At 64.4% G+C, this 19053-nt stretch carries 20 protein-coding genes and 2 pseudogenes; 4 read left to right on the plus strand and 18 right to left on the minus strand.

From position 1 onward, the window contains the following. Positions 1–62: 62 nt before the first annotated feature. The gene (locus tag AC1DNF_RS33805) at positions 63–671 is read left to right on the plus strand and encodes an ATP-dependent DNA ligase (protein ID WP_478153080.1); all 609 of its coding nucleotides are present in this window, start codon (positions 63–65) and stop codon (positions 669–671) included. 27 nt (positions 672–698) lie between these two features. Here the strand turns inward: AC1DNF_RS33805 and AC1DNF_RS33810 are convergent. From AC1DNF_RS33810 to AC1DNF_RS33825, 4 genes and pseudogenes are all read right to left on the minus strand, one after another. Further along, a pseudogene (locus tag AC1DNF_RS33810) lies at positions 699–920 on the minus strand (Rieske 2Fe-2S domain-containing protein); the annotation flags it as partial. Between the two features lie 8 nt (positions 921–928). Then, positions 929–1084: pseudogene (locus AC1DNF_RS33815) on the minus strand (salicylate hydroxylase); the annotation flags it as partial. A gap of 213 nt (positions 1085–1297) precedes the next feature. Continuing rightward, positions 1298–1561, minus strand: coding sequence for a hypothetical protein (locus tag AC1DNF_RS33820; RefSeq protein WP_478153082.1), 264 nt, complete (start codon positions 1559–1561; stop codon positions 1298–1300). Between the two features lie 120 nt (positions 1562–1681). Further along, positions 1682–2170: a hypothetical protein gene (locus AC1DNF_RS33825; RefSeq protein ID WP_478153084.1), complete on the minus strand. Its 489-nt coding sequence runs from the start codon at positions 2168–2170 to the stop codon at positions 1682–1684. A gap of 160 nt (positions 2171–2330) precedes the next feature. On the opposite strand from AC1DNF_RS33825, the gene AC1DNF_RS33830 reads away from it, so the two are divergent. Further along, a complete protein-coding gene (locus tag AC1DNF_RS33830; protein ID WP_478153085.1) occupies positions 2331–2897 on the plus strand; it encodes a hypothetical protein in 567 nt (188 codons plus the stop codon). A gap of 80 nt (positions 2898–2977) precedes the next feature. Here the strand turns inward: AC1DNF_RS33830 and AC1DNF_RS33835 are convergent, their stop codons facing one another. The 10 genes from AC1DNF_RS33835 to AC1DNF_RS33880 all read right to left on the minus strand — a co-directional run bounded on the left by AC1DNF_RS33835 (position 2978) and on the right by AC1DNF_RS33880 (position 12987). Next, a complete protein-coding gene (locus AC1DNF_RS33835; RefSeq protein WP_478153087.1) occupies positions 2978–3808 on the minus strand; it encodes an ADP-ribosyltransferase-containing protein in 831 nt (276 codons plus the stop codon). Between the two features lie 77 nt (positions 3809–3885). Then, entirely contained in the window at positions 3886–4713 is an 828-nt protein-coding gene (locus AC1DNF_RS33840; protein WP_478153088.1) for a hypothetical protein, read from the minus strand. Continuing rightward, positions 4710–5264, minus strand: coding sequence for a hypothetical protein (locus AC1DNF_RS33845; RefSeq protein WP_478153090.1), 555 nt, complete (start codon positions 5262–5264; stop codon positions 4710–4712). Before AC1DNF_RS33845 ends, AC1DNF_RS33840 begins: the two co-directional genes overlap by 4 nt. A 4-nt stretch (positions 5265–5268) precedes the next feature. After that, positions 5269–6696, minus strand: coding sequence for a hypothetical protein (locus AC1DNF_RS33850; RefSeq protein ID WP_478153091.1), 1428 nt, complete (start codon positions 6694–6696; stop codon positions 5269–5271). Beyond that, positions 6696–7229 (minus strand): hypothetical protein, encoded by a 534-nt coding sequence (locus AC1DNF_RS33855; protein ID WP_478153092.1) that lies wholly within the window; start codon positions 7227–7229, stop codon positions 6696–6698. The genes AC1DNF_RS33850 and AC1DNF_RS33855 overlap by 1 nt, the downstream gene beginning before the upstream one ends. A gap of 655 nt (positions 7230–7884) precedes the next feature. After that, the gene (locus AC1DNF_RS33860) at positions 7885–8415 is read right to left on the minus strand and encodes a hypothetical protein (RefSeq protein WP_478153094.1); all 531 of its coding nucleotides are present in this window, start codon (positions 8413–8415) and stop codon (positions 7885–7887) included. Between the two features lie 223 nt (positions 8416–8638). Continuing rightward, positions 8639–8971, minus strand: coding sequence for a hypothetical protein (locus AC1DNF_RS33865; protein ID WP_478153095.1), 333 nt, complete (start codon positions 8969–8971; stop codon positions 8639–8641). A 15-nt stretch (positions 8972–8986) separates the two neighbouring features. Then, entirely contained in the window at positions 8987–9214 is a 228-nt protein-coding gene (gene xseB, locus AC1DNF_RS33870) for an exodeoxyribonuclease VII small subunit (RefSeq protein ID WP_478153097.1), read from the minus strand. A gap of 11 nt (positions 9215–9225) precedes the next feature. Then, positions 9226–11001 carry an exodeoxyribonuclease VII large subunit gene (gene xseA / locus AC1DNF_RS33875; protein ID WP_478153099.1) on the minus strand — a complete coding sequence of 592 codons (1776 nt, stop codon included), beginning with the start codon at positions 10999–11001 and terminating at the stop codon, positions 9226–9228. A gap of 57 nt (positions 11002–11058) precedes the next feature. Continuing rightward, positions 11059–12987, minus strand: coding sequence for a hypothetical protein (locus tag AC1DNF_RS33880; protein ID WP_478153100.1), 1929 nt, complete (start codon positions 12985–12987; stop codon positions 11059–11061). A 607-nt stretch (positions 12988–13594) separates the two neighbouring features. Here AC1DNF_RS33880 and AC1DNF_RS33885 point away from each other — a divergent pair. Further along, on the plus strand, positions 13595–14410 hold the full coding sequence (locus AC1DNF_RS33885) for a hypothetical protein (protein ID WP_478153102.1): 816 nt from the start codon (positions 13595–13597) through the stop codon (positions 14408–14410). Between the two features lie 104 nt (positions 14411–14514). On the opposite strand, the gene AC1DNF_RS33890 is transcribed toward AC1DNF_RS33885, so the two are convergent. Then, positions 14515–15759, minus strand: coding sequence for a DNA methyltransferase (locus AC1DNF_RS33890; RefSeq protein WP_478153103.1), 1245 nt, complete (start codon positions 15757–15759; stop codon positions 14515–14517). Between the two features lie 154 nt (positions 15760–15913). Here AC1DNF_RS33890 and AC1DNF_RS33895 point away from each other — a divergent pair, with 154 nt between their 5' ends. Next, positions 15914–16483, plus strand: coding sequence for an HD domain-containing protein (locus AC1DNF_RS33895; RefSeq protein ID WP_478153105.1), 570 nt, complete (start codon positions 15914–15916; stop codon positions 16481–16483). Positions 16484–16501: 18 nt separating this feature from the next. On the opposite strand, the gene AC1DNF_RS33900 is transcribed toward AC1DNF_RS33895, so the two are convergent. From AC1DNF_RS33900 to AC1DNF_RS33910, 3 genes are all read right to left on the minus strand, one after another. Further along, a complete protein-coding gene (locus AC1DNF_RS33900; protein ID WP_478153107.1) occupies positions 16502–16819 on the minus strand; it encodes a hypothetical protein in 318 nt (105 codons plus the stop codon). A 105-nt stretch (positions 16820–16924) separates the two neighbouring features. After that, on the minus strand, positions 16925–18331 hold the full coding sequence (locus AC1DNF_RS33905; protein WP_478153109.1) for a type II toxin-antitoxin system HipA family toxin: 1407 nt from the start codon (positions 18329–18331) through the stop codon (positions 16925–16927). 10 nt (positions 18332–18341) lie between these two features. Then, positions 18342–18680 (minus strand): hypothetical protein, encoded by a 339-nt coding sequence (locus AC1DNF_RS33910; RefSeq protein ID WP_478153111.1) that lies wholly within the window; start codon positions 18678–18680, stop codon positions 18342–18344. Positions 18681–19053 lie beyond the last annotated feature (373 nt).

Below are 19053 nucleotides of genomic sequence, written 5' to 3' on the forward strand. Positions count from 1 at the left end.
GCCATATCCGCGGCGCGGCGATGGGCGACATCGCGATCTGGTGACGTGCAGCATGCTGCCCCATGCACCTCGCCGACGTTGCCCCCATGCTCATCTCTTCGCGGCCCGTAGACCTATCCGAGCCGGGGTGGATCTATGAGCTCAAGTTCAACGGCTACCGCCTCCTGGCTGAATTCGGGGCCGGCACTGTCGAGTTGAAGACGCGCAGCGGGGCTGACGCCACCACCTGGTTCCCAGAGATCACAAAGTCGCTGGCAAGCATGCACGGTGGTCCATTCATCACGGACGGAGAGGTTTGCGTGCTCGACGATTTGGGTCGCAGCAACTTCGACCTGCTGCAGATCCGCGCGCGCCGGCGGCGCTGGCATGAAGGCGCGGACCCGGTGACCTATTGCGTCTTCGATCTACTGGTTCACAGGGGCATAGACATTACGCAGTTCCAGCTCATCCAGCGTAAGGCGTTGCTCGCGGAATTATTCAAGCTGGCGCCGCCCAACATCCTCTACGTCAGCTACTTCGACGGCGGCGCCCAGGATTTGTTCGATCAGGCCGTGATGACGCTGGAACTGGAGGGATTGGTAGCGAAACGGGCGGCCAGCGTCTACGCCCCCGGCACGCGCAGCCGGGATTGGGTGAAAGTGAAGCGGAAGGGTGCCGTCCCTCGGGCGTGAGCAGCAAATTCAGGCTCTGCGGAGTGTGTCGAACCTGCCCTGATGCAAGGGGCATTCGATCTCATGCCCTTCGAGGAAGCCCTCGCACAGGCGGGCGTGCCCGTGGGTGCAGATGTTGTCGGTGGCGTAGATCGTGCCCTCCACGCTGTACAGCGCGATGTCGCGGCCATCGACGACCACCACGCCGACCACGTCGTCTGCGGGCACCTGGTCCAAAGGTGCGGCGTCGGTCCATTGCAACTCGCTTATGACTGGCCTCAAATCGGATAGATGATGGAATTCAGGATCATTTCGCTGTTGTAGATGACTTGCCGCGAAGCGAACTTCAGGCCCTGCTCGGTGCGAACCACGGTGTCGATGTAGCGGCCAACGCTGAAGACGGAAGAAAGCTCGGAGAGCTTGGTGCGGAGCAGCACCACGCGGTGCCAGGTGCCAAGGTCCGGCGCGACGCCGGGCAGCCTGCGCTCCAGCTCGAAGGTCTCGCCGGTGAGCGGATGGGCCGCGACCAGTTGCGACGAGATAATCATGTGCTCAACGATCACTACCACGTCTCGCGGCTGCCGAGAATCTCCCGACGAAGGAGGCGATGGCCTGACCGAGAGGGTCGCCGGTGAGGCGTCCCCGTGTCAGGCGCCCTGTAGACCCTGGCCTTCTTTGATTAACAGGCGCTTGCCGTTGGCATAGCGATAGATCCACTTCAATGCGACCGCCTCAGCGAGGCGCTCGGCTGCGCGCTCTGCGGCGCGGAGCTCTTCGGCCATGCTCATGACGCGGTGGCGGGCAAGGCTATGGTCCGTGCCTCCTGTGTCGGAGCCCAAGGCTGCAAGCTGATCTTTGGCGCGGGCTAGCTCAGCACGAATGACGTTGATGGGGCGAAGATCGTCGTCCATGTTGTTCTCCTTGTCTGGCACTGAGTTGCGGCACTCTCCCATTGAGTTCTATTTGATTGACAAGACGACGCCTCTCCCTTTTCCGCCGTCCTGAGAAGTCCGAAGTCCGAATGGGTACGCCTATTTGGACGATTTCTTAGAGGGCGAGGTGGCTTCGCTCTTACGGATTGCTTCGAGCTGGCGCAGCGCGACCGTCGTCGAAGCATGGCTGTCTTTGAGCTGGGTGATTTCGCGCTCTGACTGCTGCTGGTGGCTCCGAAGCTGGGAGGCGAGGTCGATAGCCCGCTGCTCCGCGCCAGCGGCACGCTCGCGAAGGGTCGCGAGCTCGAGCTGCGCTTCCTGGTGCCGGCGTGACCAAATGGCCGCGGCATCGAGGTGCGCAGCCTTCTCGTCCTGGAGGGCCTGCTTGGCTGACTCCCGGGCACTTCGTGCGGCCTCCAGCTCGGCCGCGCGCGCCTTCTGCTCCTTCGCAAGTTCGGTCGCCGCCTGGCGCGTGGCCATGCGCTCGCGATCGATCTCGGAGAGGAGGCGACGTTCGTGCGCAAGATGGCGATCTTCGGCTTCGTCCGCGGCGCGCTGCCTGGCCCCGAGTTCCATCGCCGCCTTCATTGATCCGCTCGTTGGCGATGCGCAAGAGCGTGTCGTAGTCGGTTCCATCTGGCGCCTTGGCGGGCTCGGCATTCATCAAGGCGTCGTACTGGTTAATCACCTTCAGCGTGTCGCCGATCCCATCGAGCAAGCGTTCGGCGGCGCCATAGCCGGGACGTGGGTGCAGGATGAGTTCTTCGCCGGCGATCTCTCGAGCCAGGAGCACTGCGAGTCTGGCAATGCGGCCGCGGCGGGCCTCGTCAAGGTCCAGGCCTTCGAGATCGACCGCGACGCGGGAGACGGCCTCCTTGTGGTCTCCATCGTTGGGGAACATCGCAATCGTCATGCAGTTGCGTGTCGCGATGTCCTCCAACGGCCAGCCTCGTGCGCTCAGCGGGAGCACGAGGTCGTTCACCTGCAGCTCAGCGCGTGCGGCACGCGACTTGAACTCTGGGATGAGGTGCGCGGGACCGGCCAGCCAGCTGAAGTAGCGCTCATCAGCGTCGCCGGTATCCTGGTTCTCCAGAGTGGCTTCAAACGGCTCCGCTGCGAGTGCTCCAATTGCGTCTACGACTGGAATGAAGAGGTCCTCAGTGAAGCCATAGCCTACGCGGTAGTCCACCCTGACGGTAAGCAGCCCGGAGTTAAGGGCGATCATCACCGACTCCATGTGGTCCTCTTGGGTGCGCAGCACCGTGTCGGCGTCGACCAGCAGGGGCTTGAGTGCCTCCTCGACCATCTGGCGTGAAACGTCGTCGCGGATCACCGTTTCAAAAGAGACTCGTGCGTCGTATCCCATGTTCTTTCCTTCTTTCCTTCGTTCGTTGGTCAGCCCCGTGGGCGTTGATCGGCAGTGGCCGTGGTTGCTGCGGTGGCTTCCTGATCGAACGCCGCATCGTGGGAACGTGCTTCTTCGAGGAGACACATCTGCCGTGCGCGCTCGATGATGTGGTCGGCCCATTCGAAATCCGCGTCGAGCTTGTCTTTCGGGCAGCCGTTGGCGAGTGCCTCCCGGACGAGCTGCTCGCGCGTGACCACCCGACCGCCGGTGAAGGACGCCTCGCCCTGCCAGTCGTAGGCCCTGCCTTCGGCGCGGACATAGGCGTGGATGAAGCCGTCCCGCACTACGATCTCGCCGCCCAGCGCGGAGCGCAGTGCCAGCGCCATGCCCCAACAGCCGCCTTCCTCGAAATGCCAGCCGGCTTCGGCCTCGTCGACAGCGTCTTGCATGTTGATGGCGAAGCCCGCCGGCGCCACTGCGTGATCGAGGACAGTGACCTGGTCAGGCGAGACGGCGACCCAGACGCGTTCATTCGGTTGGTAGATTCCGTCGAAACCGCGCCTGCCGATCGCAGCGATGGACTGGTCAAGGCGGTCCCTGTAGGGAACGTCCTCGGCATAGGTGATCATCGTCCACGGGTTGCGGATCTCGACGCTGGCCGCTATGACGCGCGGAGTGGCATTCCTTCGGATCCGTTGGTACGCCGCAGCGGCGCCATATCGCTCGGCGAAGAAGATCCCGCGCTCGTTCGCAGAGAAGGCGTCGAAGGTGGCACCGGTGCCGTGGTAGACGACCGGCGGTGGAGCGGGCGGCCGCTCGTCGGAAGGCGTCGTCGAGTGCGGGCGCTGGGCCATCAGCGCGTCAAACCGCGCCAGCATGGCGGGGTCCGCGCCGCGCACGAAGGAACGAAGGTCACGATAGGAGTCCGCCGGGTCGGGTGTGCGTGAAGCTGTTGTCATCTCGTCGTCAAGCTGTTCAAGGCGGGTGGGAGTGGGTTGCCCTCGGCCCGGTATGCGCGGGTGTGTTCGCGAACCTGGTCTTCGGTGTACAGGAACGAAGGGTCGAGGCCGAATTCCTCACAGATCTCGTCCCATTCGTCGCTGTCGGGCATGTCCGGGTCGTCGACGATCAAGCCGTCGGCCACGCACCGGTTGAAGACCGCGTTTTCGATGTCCAACGTCTCGGTGAGCTCGTCCATCTTGAAGAGCAGTGAATGGGCTTGGTCTCTCGTGAGCTGCAGCGCGGGGGATAGCGACCCCGCTTGCTCGGTCACGTCTTGCACCGTCCAACCCTGGGTCGTGCGCAAGCTGGCGAAGGCCGCCACCGCCTCAATAAGACGTGCGCGCAGCGGCGTGTCAGGGAGCTGGCCGGCGGCCTGGAGTGCCGCGTCGATCAGTCCATGGACGGGCTCGAGCTGTGGGAGGAGAGAGGTGGCGCCAACCGTCATCGTGAGGCGCGGCGTATACGGCGTCAGGGAGCTGCGCAAGAGAGGCGCACCGCCGTCGAACACGGCGATGGCCACGGGGCTCGCGGCCAGTGGCTCGAGCGCGCGCACAGCAGGCTCGAGGATGCGCTGGCCGAAGTCGTCCGAGACGGTGCCTCGGAACCGCACCGACAGTTTCTGCTCCGCGAGCTGCAGCCAGGTGAGCTTGTGTGGCAGGTCGGACGCGTAGACCGAGGTCTTGAAGTAGTCGGCCAACGATCGGACGGCGGCTTCGACAGCAGGGCGCTCAACGCCCTCGCGTAGCGGGAGCGTGAACACGCAGTTGGCATACCAGGTCATGGGCGCGGCGCCGGGTCGGCGTCCTCCGTGGAAAGGTCTTCGTCGAGCGGTTCGAGCGGAGCGAGGTCGGGATGCGCAGCATTGAGCGCGACGATTGCGCGCGCGGCCGGGCTCGCTCCGCTTGTCTCGGTGGCCGCACCTGCGGCGGCGAGCTGGACCAGCACCTCCGTCGCGAGCAGGTCGACTTCGAGATTGAACTGCCGGGCAGTGCCCTCGATGGCGATGTGCCCGTTGCCCGGTTTCATCCTCCGAGCGTTCTGGATGGCTAAGGCTGCCTTGTCGGCCAGCACCGCCTGCATGATCTGCTCGATGCTGTAGTCGACGCGGCCGAGGAATATATTGTCCTGGCCGCTGAACTTCATGAAGAAGGCCTTCGAGGCGGCACGGAGGCTTTTCTTCGCAAACAGATCCCGCGTGACGTATTCGATCGCAGTGGGCGAAACGGGTCCGACGGCGGCCGACGCCGACGCGGTGTTCGCAGCGCTGACGAGCGTGCTTGTGAGCTTCCTCGCCGGAGCGAGCGTTTGGTCGAGTTGCGCGCCGCCGGACATGGGGTCAACCGCGCGGCGCATCGGCCAGGTCCTGCTCGTCTTCCTCGTCTAACTGGACGAGGTTGTTCCAGGGGAAGTTGCGGGCCTCCATCCGCACCAGGACCGTGGCCACCTCGGTACCGGATTCGCGGAAGGTGCCCGCCGGGATGTCCTCGGCTTCGGCCTGGCTGGCGTCGGCGAAGTCACGAAACCTCGTCGCGGCTGCCGTGTCCCGGAACTGGTATCCGGGGCTCATGATGGCGATCAGCACGCCGTCGGGCTTCACAAATCGCGCCGCATGCTCTACATGCTTCGCGTCCTGAAGGTTTCCGAAGGGCGGATTCATGATCACTGCGTCGTAGAGCGGAACCGGCTCGACTGCCAGAAAGTCACCGTGCAGCACGTCGGTCAGGCCGGCGGCCTTGAGCTTCGCCACGTTACGGTCCAGTAACTCACAGGCCGTGACGTTTTGAGCACCCACGATCGCGGCCGCCCGCACCGCCAAGCTGCCGTCGCCGGCGCTGGGCTCGAGCACTTTCATACCGGGGAGAAGGCCGGCCATGGCAACCGCCCGCTCAGCAAGCCCGGCCGGCGTCGGGAAGAAGCCGAAGTCCTTCGCTGTCAGGTATTCGCCCGACGCGATCACGGCAGCGACGGCTTCGTCGGCGGCACCTGCGAATACGTGGGCCTGCGTCTTGCCACCTTTCCACGCGCCGCCAAGGTCCTTGAGGACGGTGTTCACGCGCTTGTAGAGCTTCGGATCGAGGCGTTCGGGACCGAGATGGAATCGGTTGTCCTCGGTGCGTCCGGCGCGCAGGACGGCGAGAACGTCCTCTTCGATACGGCGGCTGCGCGAGGCTGCCGCGTCCGGCATGGCCGTGCCGCCCAATGTGGGCTTCGCGGCGACCGCCGCAACCGGCTGCGTCTGAGGGGTCGGGGCGCGGTCGACTTGCCCCAAGGGCGAGCCGATTCGGGCATCGTGGTGAGCGGGCACGTCCGCCATGACGACGTCGGCGCCGGTGGGCGCGGGCCCCTGGACAAGCTCGGGTAAGGGAAGTCGACCCTCGAAACGGCCGCGCAAGACTTCGAGCTGCGCAGCGGACAGGCCGCCGAGGAGGCGTGAACCCAGAATGGTCTGGTACTTCAAGTACAGATCGTGCTGGCCGTCGTTTCGCTCGACCAGCTCGAGCAAGTAATGGTCATGAGCGTTCTCGTGGTCGCCGACGGGGTGAACGACCTTCTCACGCAACTTTGCCATCAGGGCCGGGGAGGCATCGATGCTGCTGAATGCACCAGTGCCGCGCCACCTCCCGCCGTTCCTGGGCAGCCAGAGAGCAAGTTCGGTTCGCGGCCGGTGTTTCTCGGTCGTGGGGCACACGCGCTCCAGTAACTCCGCCATCTCCGCGTCGGTGAGCATCGGATTGCGGGCGTAAATATCGGTTCTCTTGATCATCAGTTCCTCGGGGCGCACGTGGCGCAGTCGTCTTGCTCGTCGTCTTGAATCTGGTCTTCGACTGCAGCTCGGTAGGCCGGGTCGAGGTGTTGGTGCAGTGCGTCGCTGACGTCTTCCCAGTCCACCTTCGAAGAGTCGATGCCCGCGAGCTTGAGCTTGGGAATGGCGTGGCGCTTGACGGTCGGCCACGGTACGTATGGGGCAGGGCCGAGGTCGTCCCGCTCGACCTCGAGCACTTCGCCGGTGAGCTTCTCGACGACGAAGCCGGCGGCGTCGGGGCTCTCCGCGTGGCTGACCGTTCTGTTGACGATCACAACCACCTCGAGAGGCCCAGCCGGGGCAAGTCCGGGCGACGCCAACGTTGCCAGGCGGCCAACGCGCGGCTGCCAGGTGGATTCGACGAGCCAGCTCGAGCGAATGGCGTCCCAGAAAGAGGGGTCGGACGACAAGAAACGCACCGCTCGGCCGGTTTCGGTGGTACGTCTCCTGGCCGACTGTTGCGGCGTAATGCGATATTCTTGGTGGAAAGACATGACCGTAGTATTCGCGCAGTGCGGAGAAAAATGTTATTTGTTTTCTGCGACTGGGAAACTGACGGTCGAAACGAATGTGGGGATGGGAGCGCGATGGGGAGAGGGAGGTAGGCCTGCCCGGTTGCTCATACCGCACGGTCCCCCCAGGCCTGCGCCCGGGTCTCTCGTGTGTGTCTTTGGCGAGCTCGGCCGCAGCGCGGGTCAGGTCTGTAGCGTGGCATGAGCGACGCGATCGCAAGGGAACCTCGGACAGGACCGGACGTTCTGCGGCTTTGTGCAAGCGGCCGAACGGGATGCGGCCGCGAGCCCGCAGTTGGACATGCCCGGTCGATTGGCCCTCGGGATCAAGCTGAATAGACGTCGACCGCCACGGGGTCGATATTTCAGCGGAGCGATTGGCGATCGGCGCCCACGACGCCCGAGACGTTTCGCATCAAGGACATGGGAGCAGATCTACCAGGCTAGGCGGCGCGCTCAAGTTGTTGATTCGATGAGGAATCGGTGCACCGCGTTGCTCGAGGGCCGATCTGGAGCCACCATCAACAACAGGGAGATCAGGGAGGGAGCAGGTCAGATCACCACACATCGAACCGCGTGCGCAGTGGCGTCACGGCCGGCCACAATGGGCAGACTGTCGGTGCCGGCGGAAGAGGCGCTAAGCCCCCTCCGGACGGAACACACGGTGCGGCTTTAAGGCACCCCGTGTTTCGGCGAGCGCCTCCATCTGGGTCGTCGCCCGACCACAGAACGCAGCGCAGGCGTAGGTGTACTTGTGGCGGTTGTCCCACTTCGCCGCCATCGACTGCTCCTCTGGCAGGGGCACAGGTATCACGAGTTTCGCGGTAAGCTTTGCGATCTCAGGCGAATCGAACGACGTGTCCAGCGGGTGATGCGCGAAGTGATTTCGGATCTGTCTGATCAGATTGAGGTCATCATAAGACCTCTGCGAAATGAAGCCGAAAGCCCGCGCCAAAGCGATCCGTTGACTGAAGGTGGAGAGGGCACCCATGGCCCCAAATAGTTCGTTTCCAATCTTCGGATCAACAAAGAAGGACTTCAGGAAAACGCCGAGAAAGTTTTCGACGAATCCACCGACAAGCACGGCTGCGCCTCGATCAGATTCTTCTTTAAAGAAGTCGACCATTGCGTTCCAGTCCGAAATCTTTAGGTCATGCGGCTTGGCCATCACGTCTCTTTTGCTCGTTTGCCTGATTCGATGTTGCCACAGGCCGGTATTGGCCCACTGCCATCTTAGGGGCGGCGAGTCCGAACTAATCTGAAAGCAATTCAGGGTGTAGGCAATGGGTAGGTCACCGAAACAGGTGGCCGCCGCTGGGTGAGGGCGACCGCGGACGCTCTAAACGCTGAGACTCAATCGCCCCAGAAGCCGCGATACCTGTCGCTGCCTGCTATCCGAGCAGGGAAAACTGTGCTGGCGCTGGCTCGTCAAATGGCGTTGACCCCGTTGGCCTCGCCCACGGTTCGGCAGCCGTTCCGACGATGCGGATCTCCCCCGCTGCTCCCGCGGCGTCGCGCGCTACAAAGACCCTGATGGGAATGGCCAGGCGATCCGCCTCGACGTAGTCGTTGAACGGCTGGTCGAGCTGAGGGTCCACGATGAGCGCGGGATGCCGGGCGCCAGCGGGTTCGAACGCGATGGTGCAGGTGCGGGTTCCTGTGTGAACGTCCTGCACAACGCCGTAGCGTTCCTCGGGAGGCTGATTGGCTGGGGAAGATGACATTGGTCGATTGTCCACTCAGCGTGCGGCCGCGCCGGAGCCCGACCCGCCGTCGACGCCAGCGCTGTCCAACGCCGCCTTGAGGGCTTCCTCCACCGCGTCGATACGTGTCTTGCACACCCCATAGGCGGCCACGGCCTCGGTCACGATCTTCAGTAGATCGTCGATGTTCGGCTCTTGCTGATCGCGCAGGGTCTCGGCATGGCGCTGGAGCACGCCGTATGCGTCGCGAAAGGTCTGTTCCATGGTTTCGTCCTTCATTGGGGTTTGCCGGTGCGCGCGCCCATGGTGCCGTCCCGGAACTGGATTTCTATGGCCTGGTCCGGCTGGGCCTGGTGCAGGCTGGTGATGGGCTTGCCCGCCGCATCGCGCACGATGGTGAAGCCGCGGTTGAGGGTCTTGTCGGGGCCTTGCCCGGTGATCTCGCGCATCAACGCCTCGGAACCCGTCCGGGCGCGCCGCAGCGTCGCCGTGGCGCGTTCACCCAAGGCCGACATCTGGGCGACGACCTGGCGCTGGGCCTCCCGGGCGCCGGCGGTCGCCCGGTCGAGCACCGTGTTGATGGAAACCTCGGAGGTGTTGCGCGCGCCGGCGATGACTGCGGCGGCGCGCGCACGAATGTCGGCCATATGCTGAGGCACGAGACGCCGGGCCGTCGCGACCTGGTCGGTGGCCTCGCGCTGGATCTGGTTCACCAGCGCCAGCCCGTTCCGAGCGGTGCGGTGCACCGCCTGGAGTGCGGCCACGCCGATGCTGTTGATCGCGTCGCGGCTGCCTTGGCGGGCCTGGGCCACACGGGCACGGGCGTCCGCCGCGACCTGGCTGTGGGCTTGCTCCACGGCGACTCGCATGTCTCGCGTCGCGCGGCCGGTCAGCGCGAAGATCTGCTCCGAGGCAGCTCTTGCTTCGCGCGCTCGACGCACGATGAGCTGCTCGATGCCGGCGATCACCTTGCTGGGCGTGTCGAACTTGGTGTGCGCCACCTCGTCGAGAATCGTGCTGTCCCGTTCGTGTCCAATGCCGGTCAGCACCGGTAGGCCCTGGTCGCAGATGAAGCGCGCCAGGTCGTAGTCATTGAGCCATGCCAGATCGTTGACGGCGCCGCCGCCCCGGATGATGACGATGGCGTCGGGAACATCATCGGCGGCCGTGCATTCGGCCAAGGCTTCGATGAGCGCCGCCACAATCTCCCGCGCCGCGCCTTCGCCCTGGAACCGACTGTGAGCGTAGGCAAAGCGGCAAATTCCGTACTGCGCCAGGCGATCGGACTCCTTGCGGAAGTCTCCGAGGCCCGCGGCTTCGTGGGGAGCCACGACGAGAACCGACGTGAAGTCCCACGGTGGCGGAACGCGCTTGTTCTGGTCAAAGACCCCCTCGCGCTGCAGCCGCGCCCGGATCTCCTTCTTGCGGGCTTCCAGATCACCGAGGGTGAAGTCCGGGTCGATGGCGTCAATCTCCAGGCTGAACCCGAACTGCGCCTTGAAACTGGGTTTGGCGCGCACGAGCAACTTGATCCCCGCGCCGATCGTCGCGCCCGTGGCGCGCTCGAACTCGGGCAGGATCTTGGCGGCCGTGTTCGCCCAGATCATGGCGTGCGCCTTCGCGAGTACCTGGCCGGCGCGGTCACGCTCGGACAGCTCGAGGTAGACGTGGCCGTTGCGCAGTGTCACCTGCATGACCTCGACCATCGTCCATACGCCTCCCTTGAAGGCCTGCGCGATCGCCGCCGCCACGCCGCCGAGCAGGCGAGACAGTGGGATTCCCTTCGCAGGAGCTGTGAGTTCGCGGCCGGCAGCGTCGGCAGCTAGCTCACGGGAGGCAAACCGGTCGGGCGCCGGGGCTGCGGGAGCGAGTGCGGAGCCAGCGTCCGCTGGGATGGACGTGGCGGGCACGAGATCCCATTTCGCGAAGAGCGACAGGTCCGCGTCGGGCCGCACCCACCAACGCCGGGCGGCGGGATCGTAGCGAGCGCCCAATGCCTTGGCGGCATCCTTCTCCGGGTACGGGACGTTCAGGTAGTGGCGCTCTTCCATCCCCGGATTTTGGTTCATTCCGAATGGCCGGCACCGGCCTTCGCAGGCTCCGCCGACTTACGCCGCGATGGCGCTGGTGGCCCGATGGCTCTGAGCTTTCTTCGGGATCGCCCAATCCCAGACAGCGGTCGAGAGTGGGGTGGGAGCGTAGAGGTACGGAAGCGTTTTCATGGCCTCCTCGAGGACTACTGGATCCACTGACTTGTCGCCCTTGAAATGCCGGTAGATTTCGCGGTTCAGCGCCTTGCCGCCGACGGACTTCAGAAAGTTCACCAGATCGCGTTCCACGGGTCGCCAGAACCAGTAGTCTGTTTCGGGCTTCTGAATGAGCGCCAGTGAGGATTGGCCAGACCTCCGGATCTTGTCCGATACGCTCAGGGCCGCCAGCAGCACCTGGTCGTCGACGAGGCCCTGGACGCCGAGGAGCTTGCGGGCGGCCAACATTTCGCTGGGCAGGGACTTGGCCGCCTGGATGGCTTCGACGACGTGGGCAATGCTGAGTGGGTGCGGCGACGCCACGGCCAACAGCTGCTCGACGATGGCCGGGATCGGGCTTGCACCGGCAACGATTCCGTAGCCGGGTTGATCGAGCCAACGGACCGCGGTCCACTCGTTCAGAATTTCCAGGCAGATCGCCTGGTTTAGCGGCTGGTCGCTGCCCTGCTCGAAGGCCTCCAATATCTCCTTGACGCTGAAGGCGCCGCGGGCGATCGTCAGGTCGCGTGCTCTCAGGCACACGTCCAGAATCGTCGAGGGGCTGACGTCGTGGTTCCAGAAGAAGAGATCTGACTTGGAGGTCTCGCATGCGGCGACAGGGACCGTATCCATGCGCCCCGGCGCCATGCCGACCACGTCGGTCATGAACTTGGCAACGCCTATGACGTTGGCGTCGCCCAGGAAAGGACCTAGGCGGGCCTGGAGGCGGCGAGAGCCGATGAAGCTGAGCGACGCAAGCTCATCCGCCAACTTGCTCAGCGCAGGGGAGTAGAGCGTGGTTGTGAGAAAGGGGTCGGTGATGGGCCGCAGCTTCCTGCGCAGCTGGAACGACCGAACGTGAGCGCCTGCCGACCAGAAGTTCGGATCGAAGTTGGCATGGTCTTCGGACACCCCGAATGCCCAGAAGAGGCTCGCTACCGTCCAAGGTCCGACGCTCTTTGAACTCGCGAACAGATTCGTCAAGATCTCCCGGATCTCCGGCACGACCCCAAGTCGCTCCACCCGTTCGAGCTCCGTATTGAGGATCTGTGCAAACTCGGTCGCGCCTGGCCTGCCACTACGGGCAAGCTGTCGGATCACATCGTCTGCCTGCGCGGCCTCTTGGCCGTCGAGTGGCACCACCTTGTGGGTCTCAAACAGCAGCCAGCCCAGACGATAATCATTCCCGTGTATGGGTTTGCCAGACTTGGAGAGCAGGCTCAGGCGGTCGTTCTGGCGCCTGCGACGCTGTCCCATGGTGATGGGGGGCGTCCCATTCACCTCGGGTCTTGGTGCGAGGGTCGGTTTCGGCGCCATTCGCCCCCTGATCGATCTCGGCTGCGCGCCATCGTGACCGATGTCGTCCCAGTCGCCCGCCGCGAACGGGGTCTTGAACTCGGGCTGGCGTGTTCCAGGATCCGGGCGTAGAGCCTTGAGCAAGCGGTCCACGCTGTCGCCGATCCAGTCAACCGCTTCCGAGACCGTGTACCTGCTGTTGCCCAGCGACACCTTCAGGCCGGCGGGCGAACGCTCGTCCCAAAGCTTCTGAGACGTGGCCAGGTTCACGTGCGAGCGCGAAATCAGCGCCGGCGTCCTCCCGATGGTGAGCATCTGGGCCAGGAGGGTCGAAATCACCGCCTCGCTGTGCTTGCGTTCATCCGGAGTGAGGCTCTCGACGAAGGCCTTGTCGGCGAAATTTTCGAGCGGCGCCGGCGCGCGGCCCGTCCGAAAGTTCATCCTCCATGGCAGGCCATGGGCGATCGCGGGTGGCAACGGAAGGATCGTGGACATGGCGCGGAGGATACTGAATTTTTCGCCCTCCGCGAAAAGCAGGCTCCATCGGCGGCACCTAATTTCGCCTGTTGGCCGCCCGTAGCAGCGGCGGCAGCTCAAGGCGGGATCAGTCGGGCGGGCTGTGCCCGCGGGCGATCGGTAGTGAACTCGGGGTATTGTTCGCCCCGTTGCACCGATACAACCGCGAAGTGCGCAGCCTGAAACGGCCAGTTTCGGGCTCCCGATGGACCATTGTGCGAACGCAGGGGACTTCAAGTTTCACGGGTGACCGACATGCGCCAGTCGAGGTAGGGCGATTACGCCTCCAGGACCGGGTTGCGGCGTCGGGCGGCCAGGACTCTCGCGCGTCGGGGCCGACATGGGGAGCGAGCTTGGAGTTCGGCCAGGCGGGCGGTGTGCCCGCGAGAGGTTGATTCGCGGGGGAGGGCCTTCGGCCTGGTTGTGGGCCAGAATGAGAGCAGCGCGGCCGTCTATCGGGCTGACCAACACCGAACCTTCAACTCGACGTCCCCATCTATGCAAACTGAAGGCTCAGACTTATTTCCCGGGGTTGAATGCGGCCCCCGACTCACGTCCGAATCCCGTCGCGAAGGAGAGCTGGACCATGCATGACATCCAGGACCTGAAGGGTCACAAGACCGGTGCACTGTCGAAGCTCTTCTCGCGGCATTTTGTGAGCGTGATTGTCATGGGCCGATGGCCCGGAGGCGATGTGTTGAAAGTAAGCTATTCGGCGTTCGTCTTTCGAGCGGCCGACGATTGGCACATGGCGACCGCGGGCCACAACATCGAAGACTTGAAGCGCGTAGTGCGGGATGGTTCCCTGCATTCGATCACATGGCAGCTTGCGGATTCGTTTGCCGGAGGCGAGTACAGCGGAACGCTGCCCTTGGATCTCAAGCTTGACGACTGGATCTCCGCGTTCGATGAGCGGGAACCCTCGGGGATTGATCTCGCCATGGTGCCTATACATCGATTCCACACGCTCGCCCTCGCTGAAAATGGCGTGGTGCCACTGGACATGGGGGGCGATTTCACTAGGCTATCTGGGCGGCCGTGCGATCAACTATTGATTGTTGGTGTGCCGTCCGAGAGAAGTGCTCTCGAGCACGGAAAGGCACAGCAGGGCCTCTACGCGATCCCAGCGAGTGGCCTTCACGACAATGCTGTAGTCCCGATTCTCAAGGGGCCCTACGCGCGGCATTACGGAGTCGTGCAAGAAGAGGCACTGGCGTCGGCGGACATCAAGAACATCGTCGGCATGAGCGGTGGCCCCGTGTTTGGCCTGTGGTTCTCTGCCGACAAGGCCCAATTCGACTATGCCGCCATCGGCATTCAGAGCGGCTGGGACGAGCGGTCAAGGCAGATTGCTGCATGGCCGTTGGACCGTATGGCACAGGCGATTGCGAACGCGGGATGAGGTGTTGCTCCAGCTCGTCAAACGCGGCCGGTCAACCACGTCGTCAGATTCGCTGAGACCGGCTCGTTCGCTGCTTGCACCGTATGGCGGGCGTAGACAAGACTTCACTTGTCCGAGGATTCGAGGGCGTTCCAGCCTGCCAGGTCGAACGACGCGTGGAATCCCGGGTGGTCCCTCAGACGCATACCGCCGCCGGCCACATATTCGGCCATCTTCTCCAATGCAACCCACGGGTACCCCGCCTCCTCACAGGCGAGTGCGGTCGACAGCCAGCCGCCGAATGGGTCGAGCACCAGGCCGCCGGGCGGCGTGAGGAACTCCACCAGCAGGCGCGCCAGCTTCACGGGCATGAGGGCCCCGTGCAGCGGGAGGCCGAGCTCCTTGGCATGTTTGCGGGTCTTCTCGACCTCTCGGCTGACGTGCGTGATGGAAACCACGTTCCTCTGAATCTTGCCCGTGGTCGCGTTGCCGAAGGACCCAGGGCGCAGCTTGTACGCTCCATCGCCGTAGCTGGCCGTACGCTTCTCGCCGCCGGCCGCGAGCAGCTTTGCGTGACGTTCGGAGTGGGGCTGTAGCACCCGGCGGTTGTCTGCGACGCAGCGGACCGGATCGTTGCAGAAGATCAGGACCGGCTCGTAGCCCACGTTGAGCTGCTGGCGCGTGATCGACGCCCAGTATGTCGGGCCCGGGGGCTTCGATTTGTTCTCCCACACGATCCGATCATGGAGGTATAGCCCCAGCTTCCGGTTCATCGCCAGGGTCAGCTCCTCCAGATACATGGAGCGCGCGGGCGACTTCGACATGAAGATGTCCTGGCTGCAGTTCAAAGCCAGGCAGCCGCCGACGATCAGGTTCTTCAAGAGCGGCTCCAGCGAGCGGCAGATAAAGTCCACGTACTCCGTCTCCGAGGGATTGCCATACGCGCGGGCCTGTCGCAGGGGGTAGGGCGGCGAGGTGATGATGGCGGAGATCCGGTCGGTGAGCTTGCCCGCGAGGGTCTCGGTGCGGGTCCAGATCGCCACGCCAAGGTCCGTGCTGAATGCCACCAGAGCCACGCCCTCGGGTGCCGGCGTGAGGTCCCCTTCCTGCTGGGCCTTGGGAGTCAGGCGCCAGATGCCACGTTGGCCCGGAACACGTTCGAGCAAGCCCAGTTTTCGCAGCGATTGTTGGTGCCAGCGCACGCGGCGGTGCTCGAGGTTGTGGGGCTGGCGCGCGCGTCCCACGGGCTTGCGTTCGCCTCCCACCAGGTCGAGTGCCTGGTAGAGCGCGGCGTTGGAGATGCCTTCCTCGTTGATCTGGACGTTGCGATAGGCGGCCAGGAGCGGCTCGAATAGGTCAGTCTGCTGCATGGAAAGAGGTTCGCGGCGTGCATTTGTTGCAGAACAAGATCGCACATTGCGGCGAGTTCGCGCAAGGTCAGTCGGGTCTGGAGTTTGGCGAAGCACAAGTCGGCGTCGTTGCAAAGAAAGTGGAGAGGGCCGGGTGCCGAGGTCAAAATGGCACATGACCAGCCCAAACGCACAGCCCACTCGTCCGCGGCCACCAATGGCGCCCTTCGCGCGCTCCTTCGCAGTCGAGGCGCACCGCGATCAGATGTACGGGGGACACCCCTACTCGCATCACCTGGACGCTGTGGCGGAGTTGGCTCGACCATTCGGCGATGACGCCGAGACCGTCGCCTACCTTCACGACGTCAAGGAGGACGTCGACGGCATGAACCTGGAACGGATTCGAGAGCCTTTCGGCGACGAAGTGACCGAGGCGGTCGACCTGCTGAGCGACCCTCCGGGCGCAACGCACAAGGAGCGCAAGGCGAAGGCCTACGCCAGGCTTGCAGCTACGACGAATCGGCTCGCGCTGATCGTCAAGCCCTGCGATCGCTTGGCCAACACGAGGGCTTGCATCGCCGACGGCAATGAGCGCCTTCTGGAGGTGTACCGTTCGGAGCATCCGGCCTTCCGGGAGGGCGCATACAGGCGGGGCCTCTGCGACGAGATCTGGGACGAGCTGGACCAGCACGCCGCCGAACGGCCGATCGGTATGGAAGCGCAGGAACTTCGCCCGCGCGGGTGAGGCCGTCTTGCTCGGGAGCTACCGAGGCTGGTCCGACTCGGCGCCAAACGCCGGATTCAGCAGATCGATCCCCGCGCCTTTGCACTTGATCCAGGGCCCGCCCGGATGGTCCTGGCCATCCCAAGCGTCTAGCGCCGCGACCGCGTCCTCGGCAAACTCGTAGCAGTAGCGCCGGTCGTGCCCCGCCCAATCGAGCCCCACGACCAGGCCCACCGTGAAGTTGAAGCGCAGCAGGCCGACGCACTTGTCGCCGAGCCGGCGCACATGCGTGTAGCCGTTTTGCGCGAGCATGGCCAGGAACGGCGCCTGGTCGTCCGAGTCAGATCCGGCCGTCACGTGGGGCCTCCGGGAGCTCGCCTGGAGTTCCTTCTGCCAACGGGAACAACGCGTGGATACTCTTTGCCACTGCGTGCACCGCCGAGGTTGTTTCCGGGCGCTACTTCAAGATCGTCGACCTTGGTCAGGAGAATCGATTTCAGCGCGTGATCGGGCATCGGTATCCTTCTTCGGACTGCATCTTGGAGCGTCGGTTCGCTCCACCTCGGTCTCATCGGCCGCCGCTGGGACGATCTGCTCGATGAGCTCGTCCAGGGCGTCGATGTCCCGACCCGTCAGCCCCGCTTCCTCGTAGAACTGGTGCCGGCGCGCCACCACGTCGACCACCCGGTCCACGATCGAGCGCGCGCCCCTCTCGGTGAGCTTGAAGTAGCCGAATTCCGAGAGGACGTTCTCCATCGTGCCCACACGGCCCTTCGAGCCGATGCGCAGGTAGTGGTGCGAGGAAGCTTGAGTGACCACGTCGAATACGGGGGACAGGCGCAGCCGCTTCAGGCCCGCGGACTCGGTCTCGATGAAGCCGGAGTTCTTCAGGTGGTCGTCGGTGTTCTTGAGGGCGACGTTGAGGGCCATGCGGGCAAAGATGCTGGTGCGGTCATGGATCGGATCGGCCGAGACTGTGGATGCGATGTGGGCCAGGTTCGCATAGGAGAAGACCCGCTGATCGCGAGCGCTGCTCAGGCGCTTGTCATCGGGCAACGCACTCACCAGCGAGATGGCGCTGGCGTAGTGCAGGCGCTGCAGCTCGGCGTTGCGGTCGAAGCGGCGCACCTGCAGCACGGAGCCCAGGTCGGTCCCGACGAGCCGCACCTCGGGCACCTCGATGCCGATGGCGGCGGCCATGCGCAGGTTCGCGTACTCCACACGCTGTCGGTCAATGATGCTGCCCGGCTCGCTGAACTTGCATATCCAGATGCCATTGTCCCGATCGCGCATGACCGCCTTCGCGCGCGCGCCGCCGATCGACCAGGAGCCCGCGAGCAGGCCCTGGAGCTCCTCGGGCATGGGAGTGGTCTGGAAGACGTTGTGAGCGGCCTGGTGCACGCGAAAGAGGTCTTCCTCGATCAGGGGCAGCGTGTCGAACCCGGGCAGATCCGAGCGCTTCAGATCCGGCCTGGTCGAAAAGAGGAGGGCACCCACCCCGTTACCGCGCCCCATGAGGAGCAGGGCAGACTCGGCCGGGTTCGCGATCCCCGTCTTGTGCCGCATGACTTGACGGCCCCACATGTCGGGGCCCGCGTCGAACAGTACGCCCAGGCGCACGAACTTGTTGTCGGTCTCGACCCACTGGGGCGATGCGGTGAGGGGCAGATTGATAGGGTCGAGCGGGAAGCGGCGAGCTTCGTCCGCGAGCCACTCCGCCAGGTAGCGGAACTTGGCCGAGAAGCCGCCAATGACCGTCGAGTCGAAGCGCATCTCGCCCACTGGATGCACGCCATCAGGACGGTCGATATGCACGAACAGGCGCGCTGGGACGGACTTGGCGTCCGCAGAGGGTGTGGAGTTGCGCATGGCTCGTCGATCAGGTGGGGAGGGTGGGCGCAGCCCGGGGCTTCGGCGTGCGGCCGCGCTCCCGCGTTGCGGCGGGTGCCTGCTTGTGCAGTTGGGCGAGCGCGGCTACCACGTCGACCCCATAGACCTCCAGCGCCATGATGAAGTCGCCGATGGCCACGCCGCCGGCGGGAATGCCAACGTCGCCGCGAGCTGGCGCCGACGACTCCATCCGCTGGTATGTCCTGAGGCTCACACCGACCCGCTGTGCGGCCAGGGCYTGGGACTCACCGTGCTGCAGGCGTAGCGCGCGCAGCGTCTCGGCCAGCGCGATGACGGCAGTCTCGGCCTTGATCGATAGGGCAGGCATGGGTTCATAATACGCCAAATATGGCACGTTATGCAGAAGGGCTATGTCGCCTGGAGGMAAATCAGGTCTCGATGCTGCCCAGGTCGGCCGCGGATAAGACTGAAAGAARATTGGGCGGATGACGAGAAGATGACGATAAATTGGCGAGAGTGAAAGAAATCTGGGGCGACGGAGTCSGCAGCSGCGTTGGTTTTACCCGGGCAAAATTARCAGGCTGAAAGAAKTTTCGCCGCCAAGCGGGGCAATGAAAAAAATCATAGTGCACTGAAAGAAAACATGGCAAATGCCGGATACGAACTCGTTCGAACGTCCTTGAATCTCGCCGCCGTGCCTCCGGCGCGCCCCGCCATTGTTCGGCCGGTAACTCGCATCG

The sequence above is a fragment of the Variovorax sp. 01T432 genome, assembly GCF_056398605.1.

Bases quoted from the DNA above. Each gene is read 5' to 3' on its own strand.
- AC1DNF_RS33805 (WP_478153080.1), top strand. From the start codon at position 63: ATGCACCTCGCCGACGTTGCCCCCATGCTCATCTCTTCGCGGCCCGTA.
- AC1DNF_RS33820 (WP_478153082.1), bottom strand. From the start codon at position 1,561: ATGGACGACGATCTTCGCCCCATCAACGTCATTCGTGCTGAGCTAGCC.
- AC1DNF_RS33825 (WP_478153084.1), bottom strand. From the start codon at position 2,170: ATGAAGGCGGCGATGGAACTCGGGGCCAGGCAGCGCGCCGCGGACGAA.
- AC1DNF_RS33835 (WP_478153087.1), bottom strand. From the start codon at position 3,808: ATGCTGGCGCGGTTTGACGCGCTGATGGCCCAGCGCCCGCACTCGACG.
- AC1DNF_RS33840 (WP_478153088.1), bottom strand. From the start codon at position 4,713: ATGACCTGGTATGCCAACTGCGTGTTCACGCTCCCGCTACGCGAGGGC.
- AC1DNF_RS33845 (WP_478153090.1), bottom strand. From the start codon at position 5,264: ATGTCCGGCGGCGCGCAACTCGACCAAACGCTCGCTCCGGCGAGGAAG.
- AC1DNF_RS33850 (WP_478153091.1), bottom strand. From the start codon at position 6,696: ATGATCAAGAGAACCGATATTTACGCCCGCAATCCGATGCTCACCGAC.
- AC1DNF_RS33855 (WP_478153092.1), bottom strand. From the start codon at position 7,229: ATGTCTTTCCACCAAGAATATCGCATTACGCCGCAACAGTCGGCCAGG.
- AC1DNF_RS33860 (WP_478153094.1), bottom strand. From the start codon at position 8,415: ATGGCCAAGCCGCATGACCTAAAGATTTCGGACTGGAACGCAATGGTC.
- AC1DNF_RS33865 (WP_478153095.1), bottom strand. From the start codon at position 8,971: ATGTCATCTTCCCCAGCCAATCAGCCTCCCGAGGAACGCTACGGCGTT.
- xseB (WP_478153097.1), bottom strand. From the start codon at position 9,214: ATGGAACAGACCTTTCGCGACGCATACGGCGTGCTCCAGCGCCATGCC.
- xseA (WP_478153099.1), bottom strand. From the start codon at position 11,001: ATGGAAGAGCGCCACTACCTGAACGTCCCGTACCCGGAGAAGGATGCC.
- AC1DNF_RS33880 (WP_478153100.1), bottom strand. From the start codon at position 12,987: ATGTCCACGATCCTTCCGTTGCCACCCGCGATCGCCCATGGCCTGCCA.
- AC1DNF_RS33885 (WP_478153102.1), top strand. From the start codon at position 13,595: ATGCATGACATCCAGGACCTGAAGGGTCACAAGACCGGTGCACTGTCG.
- AC1DNF_RS33890 (WP_478153103.1), bottom strand. From the start codon at position 15,759: ATGCAGCAGACTGACCTATTCGAGCCGCTCCTGGCCGCCTATCGCAAC.
- AC1DNF_RS33895 (WP_478153105.1), top strand. From the start codon at position 15,914: ATGACCAGCCCAAACGCACAGCCCACTCGTCCGCGGCCACCAATGGCG.
- AC1DNF_RS33905 (WP_478153109.1), bottom strand. From the start codon at position 18,331: ATGCGCAACTCCACACCCTCTGCGGACGCCAAGTCCGTCCCAGCGCGC.